The organism is Bartonella sp. AD328YNZD (assembly GCF_042196425.1).
Genome location: NZ_JBHIQG010000162.1, coordinates 1 through 5,554, shown reverse-complemented (window position 1 = coordinate 5,554; position 5,554 = coordinate 1). Strand labels below are relative to the sequence as shown.

At 35.7% G+C, this 5,554-nt stretch carries 5 protein-coding genes; 1 reads left to right on the top strand and 4 read right to left on the bottom strand.

Going from position 1 to position 5,554, the window contains the following annotated elements; all coding sequences use genetic code 11:
• Positions 1 to 185 precede the first annotated feature (185 nt).
• Genes ACFIO3_RS08035 through ACFIO3_RS08025 form a run of 3 tightly spaced genes read right to left on the bottom strand, consistent with a single transcriptional unit; the run spans position 186 to position 3,220 of the window.
• Positions 186 to 650 carry an HPr kinase/phosphatase C-terminal domain-containing protein gene (locus tag ACFIO3_RS08035; RefSeq protein WP_375606143.1) on the bottom strand — a complete coding sequence of 155 codons (465 nt, stop codon included), beginning with the start codon at positions 648 to 650 and terminating at the stop codon, positions 186 to 188.
• A 23-nt stretch (positions 651 to 673) separates the two neighbouring features.
• Positions 674 to 2,458, bottom strand: a complete 1,785-nt coding sequence (locus ACFIO3_RS08030; protein WP_375606144.1) for a stimulus-sensing domain-containing protein — start codon at positions 2,456 to 2,458, stop codon at positions 674 to 676.
• 39 nt (positions 2,459 to 2,497) lie between these two features.
• A complete protein-coding gene (locus tag ACFIO3_RS08025; RefSeq protein WP_005774392.1) occupies positions 2,498 to 3,220 on the bottom strand; it encodes a response regulator transcription factor in 723 nt (240 codons plus the stop codon).
• 386 nt (positions 3,221 to 3,606) lie between these two features.
• On the opposite strand from ACFIO3_RS08025, the gene lysM reads away from it, so the two are divergent.
• Positions 3,607 to 4,062, top strand: a complete 456-nt coding sequence (gene lysM / locus ACFIO3_RS08020) for a peptidoglycan-binding protein LysM (protein ID WP_375606145.1) — start codon at positions 3,607 to 3,609, stop codon at positions 4,060 to 4,062.
• Between the two features lie 110 nt (positions 4,063 to 4,172).
• Here lysM and ACFIO3_RS08015 read toward each other — a convergent pair whose 3' ends face one another.
• A complete protein-coding gene (locus ACFIO3_RS08015) occupies positions 4,173 to 4,727 on the bottom strand; it encodes a copper chaperone PCu(A)C (RefSeq protein WP_375606146.1) in 555 nt (184 codons plus the stop codon).
• Between the last annotated feature and the right edge of the window lie 827 nt (positions 4,728 to 5,554).

Genomic DNA, 5,554 nt, shown 5'->3' with positions numbered 1-5,554 from the left:
AAAATTCGACAGCCAGCTCACCGTGCGTTACAAGCACGAGTCCAATCATTTACGCAAACTCCTGTTAACTAATAAGACCCGACCATAGTTGGTGGGAAAGACATTGTACAAGGCTTTATCTTGCTGCCAAGAAAAATTTGCAAAAAAAAGGCAAAAATTGTGATTTTTTTATCTTTAGAAAAAAATTAGACAGATTTTTGCCATATTCTTCTAAACAAAAATGCTTCAATAGCTTGACAAATGGCTGTACAATCGGCTTCACGAAGAGAGGGAAGTTTTAAAAGAGGAATGTGCAAATTTTCAAATTGAAAAGTTTTATTTGTGGAAAAACGTTCATACTTCGGACCGAGAAAAATAACACAATCGATAGTTGTGTGCTTTTCAAATTCTATCATATAAAGACCCACGCCACGAATCTCGATGCCGCCCTCTAAATTATCAGGAGTGTATCCGTGAAGCTTTCCATTTTCCGCACGCAACATTGTATAATCATCACTGATAAGCTTCGCTTCACGTTTTGACCACTCAGCGCGGTCAAGCAAAGAAAGGGTGATGGTTGATTTTCCTGATCCAGATGGACCTATAATTAACAGCCCCTTGCCGCCTAGTTGCAGGCAATTTGCGTGGAGTATTTCACATTTTGTTTTCATGTCTTTTACTTTGGATAAAAGATTTATTTAGCAAGCGGAAGCATAATAGTAAAACGTGCACCAGTTTTACACTTCCCAAGTGTAGGATCAATAATATTTTCGGCTGTAATTGTCCCATTATGAGCTTCGATGATTTGCCGACTAATAGAAAGGCCAAGTCCAGAGTTTTGTCCAAAAGCATCTTCATTTGGTCGATCTGTGTAAAAACGTTCAAAAATGCGTTCAATATTTTCTGAACGAATACCTGGGCCATTATCTTCAATGGTTAAAATAAGGGTTGAAGCATGACTTTTCATAGTAATGCAAATTTTGCCACGATTCCGAGGAATAAAAGAACGCGCATTTTCAAGAAGATTTGAAATCACTTGTCCTAAACGGAGTTCGTGTCCCAATACAAGATAGGCTTTTCCATGAGGACGTGGGACAATATTAAGGCTTATATCAATAGTTTGCGTATTACGATACACTTCCTGAACAGCATGAACAAGACTTTCCAAAAGCGGTGTCATATCAACGATCTCTGCAGTTTCTCGTGCAAGCTCTGCATCGAGCCGCGATGCATCAGAAATATCTGTAATCAACCGATCAAGGCGGCGCACATCATGTTGAATAATTTCAAGCAATTTCTCTTGTGCTTCTTCATTTTTAGCCAGAGGGAGCGTTTCAACAGCACTGCGTAGGGAGGTGAGAGGATTTTTTAATTCGTGGCTTACATCAGCAGCAAAACGTTCAATGGCTTCAATACGCATATAAAGGGCATTGGTCATATCACGAATAGAAGTTGAAAGGTGACCAATTTCATCTTCACGCATTGAAAAATCAGGAATTTCCACACGCTGATTATTGCCATTACGCACTCGATTAGCCGAGGCAGATAATTTACTTAATGGATGGGCAATCGTATGGGCCAAAAAGAGAGAAAGAACCAAAAGTACGCTACCTACAACGGCAAAAACTTTAAAGATAACCAGTCTTTCGCCTTTTACAATGTTATCAATATCGGAACCAGTGGTTGAAAGAAGAAGAGCACCAACCACTGCGCGATAGCGTTGAACAGGAACGGCAACAGAAACAATTAATTGCCCTTGTCTGTTGCGTCTTTTAGCCGTAGCAAGAGATCCGTTTAATGCGCGGTACACTTCTGGATAAGCAATACCACTGGTTTTTGTTTGTTCTCTGTCAAGAGCAATACCTTTGCCATAAAATACGCTTGAATACCATGAAGTAAGGCGATCCCACATGTTTTGTTCTGTTTTAAGTGGGGGTAAATCATAACTAAAAACTTCTCCACTAGAATAAAGAACGCGCGAATCAAGAAGGAGAGTAGCATCACGATCATAGATACGTGCTCTTGTCGTTTTAGGTGTAATAAGACGCCGTAAAAGAGGGGCAACTTGCTCAGGGTTAATAGGAAAATCCCAAGAATCGGTTGATTGAGGAGCGGGTGTAACGCTTTCACCAGTCTGTAACTCTAAGAGTTTTTGAGGGTCAATGAGGATAGAATTTGTATCTACTGTTGCAGAAGCAGCAATAGCCCCAGCAATAATTTTTCCTTGGGTACATAAACTTTTGATTTTTGCTTCAATTAAACCATCGCGAAATTGGTTAAGGTATAAAATGCCTGTAACTAAAACGGCAAGGGCAGCAATGTTTAATATAACAATGCGACGTGTGAGGCTGGAAAAAAGCAATTGTCTAAAGAGACGTTGTGTTCGAAGATGCAAACCAGCGAACATAAGAAATGGCGTTGAGGAGGTACCATTAACGGTTGTTTTTTGTAAAGTTTCCAGTTGAGAATTGTCTGTCATCGATTTGATTGCCATTCAAATTTTTGCGACAAAGTAGCTTTATACCTCGTGGAAACGATAACCTACACCATAAAGTGTTTCAATCATTGCAAAATCATCATCCACTTGTTTAAACTTTTTACGCAGACGTTTAATGTGACTATCAATGGTGCGATCATCTACGTAGACTTGATCACTATAAGCAGCATCCATTAAAGCATCACGACTTTTTACAACTCCTGGTCTTTGTGCTAAGGTTTGCAGAATCAAAAATTCCGTAACGGTTAAAATAACAGGTTTATCTTTCCATGTACAGGTGTGGCGTTCTTGATCCATCACAAGATCTCCACGTTTGAGAGAAGAGGTGGAAGAAGTTCCTGTAGAAAGTGGTTGGTTACGTGCATTAGAACGGCGTAAAATAGCTTTCACTCGTTCAATAAGAAGACGTTGGGAGAAAGGTTTAGTAATAAAATCATCAGCTCCCATTTTGAGACCAAATAATTCATCAATTTCATCATCTTTAGAGGTAAGAAAAATAACTGGAAGATCAGATTTTTGACGCAAACGACGCAAAAGTTCCATCCCATCCATTCGGGGCATTTTAATATCAAAAATAGCTAAGTGTGGAGGGTGAAGTGTGAGACCCTTGAGTGCAGATGCTCCATCTGTATAGCTTTCAACCCGATATCCTTCTGTCTCAAGCGCAAAAGATAAAGATGTCAAAATATTGCGATCATCATCAACAAGTACAATCGTTTGCGTGATTGTTGGTGTATCTTTCATGGTTTCTTAGACCTTTCTATTGCTGTGGTAGCAAATTACCCACACTTATTTATATGGGAGTTCATATTTTTTTTGCAAAACAAATATGATACAAATTGTAGCAAAGTAAAAAACCTTTTGTCATTACTGTAAAATCTTGTTTTGCTTTCATAATTTATAATGTTTCTACGTCTATTAAGATCCCTTCATTTGAGAGAAAATTTTCATAAAGGCTTTTTTTATCAAGGTTTATTACAAAGTTTATTATTGTATTTGTCTCATAATTGAACAGATGTAGTTTTGATTATTGAAGTTTAGAAAATCTGCCTATGTGTTTTAAGAGCAAAGAAAAGAATGTGGCAATATATGCACAAAAATTTGTTTCTGCTACACGAAATGAGGTCGTAATGGGATTTTTTAATTTTATTAAAACTGTAGGAGAAAAGTTAGGTATTGGGGATCATGAACCAAAAGAAAAGGATTTTAAGAGAGCATTTGATCATTTTCAACTCGGTACAGAAAAAGTCAATATTCAAGTTGAAGACGGTAAAGCTATTTTAAGCGGTGAAGTTCCAGATAGGGAAACACTTGAAAAAGCACTGCTGGTTGTTGGCAATTCACAAGGTATCTCTTCTGTAGATGTTGATCAATTAAAGGTTATAGATACAACGCCTAGAAAAACTTCTCGCTTTTATGAGGTTAAATCTGGTGATAATCTTTGGAAAATTGCTGAAGAGGTTTATGGAAAAGGGCAAGGTAATAAAAACACATTTATTTTTGAAGCCAATAAGCCAATGCTAAAATCTCCCGATAAAATTTATCCTGGTCAAGTTTTACGTATTCCTGAAATTGACCATAGTTAATTCATCAAAGGGGATAATTTTTTACTGATGGCATTAAACAAAAAATAAAGAAGCGTAAAAAATTTCACACTTCTTCATTTTATAAAGTGTGTATTTATAATAAAAGGAGCTTAGTGAACAGGAGAGGATTTAGAAGGTGATGGTACTTTCATAGCGTTTACAGAGAAATCAACATCAATGGTTCCTGCTTTCTCAAATGTTAATTTTGCGCTAATTTTATCACCTAACTTAAATGGTTGTGAAAGCCCCATGAACATAATATGATCACCGCCAGGCTTAAGCGTGATTTCGCCATTTCCCGGAATTTCAATGCCATTGTGCATTTTTTCCATTTTCATAATATCGTTAACGACAGCCATAGAGTGTATCTCTGTTGTTTTTACTCCGTTTGTGGAAATAGAAACCAAACGGTCTGGGGTATTACTGTGATTAATAATGTAGAGATAACCGCTACCAACTCTTATACCTCTAGGTGTTTCGCGTGTCCAAGGATTGAGAATTTCTATGTCGCCAAGTTTATATTGCTGAGCACCTGCTGGCAGGATTATACCAGCAAAGAGAAGAGTACACACGATATTTATGATAACCTTTTTATATGGATATTGTGTATGTATTATATTCTTAAAGATGAGATTTGTTATTTTCTTAATAATAGATGTCATCATTGATTTACCCTCCTTCATAAGATTCACACTTTGAATATTTTTTATTTTAGCAGAGCTTTTATTTAAAATAAAAGAAAGAAATACTAAAATGAAATTGATTTGAATATAAAAATCATAGAATTCTTGAAATTTAAAAGAAGACAGTAAGATTTACAATGACAACACACCTCTTAACGCTTCCGTGTTCATCTCATAAATAGTATTTGCAAATGGTATAAAATCTATGATGCACTACTATTTTACTTAATGAAGATATAATACAGAACAATCATTAACCACTTTACCAATTTTTAATATTATAACAGCTTTTGGCATTTTAAAGCGTTTATACAGAGGTATTTTTATATATTTTCAAAGTTCAAAATTATACAGTTAAGAAAAAACGCTTTAGGTGAATTTAAAGCACAGATTTCAAATAGCCGCAAACAATGAGACCGTTAGAGGGAGAATTTTTGAAAGGAGATTGATAGATAATACCTTTACTGATATGAGCATTAGATATGATGACTATTTTAGTCCAAGAAAAATCTATAATATTTGTGATATAAATTATTCGCCTTTTAAAAAGCTTTTACGTGAGTACGATTTTATCAATGATGAGAAGATCAAGAGCGAGAGTGCAATCATTCTTTTATTTTTTAATTTTTATAGAAAGATATATTTTTTGAGAATTGCAAGAAAAATATATTATGCTCTCAAGTCTCTCATAAATATGGTATTTATGGGTCATTAGAGTGCCTATTTTAAAATAAATTTTTTATTTTGGAGATGTTTCTCTCATTATTCTCTTGTAGCAATAAAAGCCTGTTCTTATATACGAGGCAGCA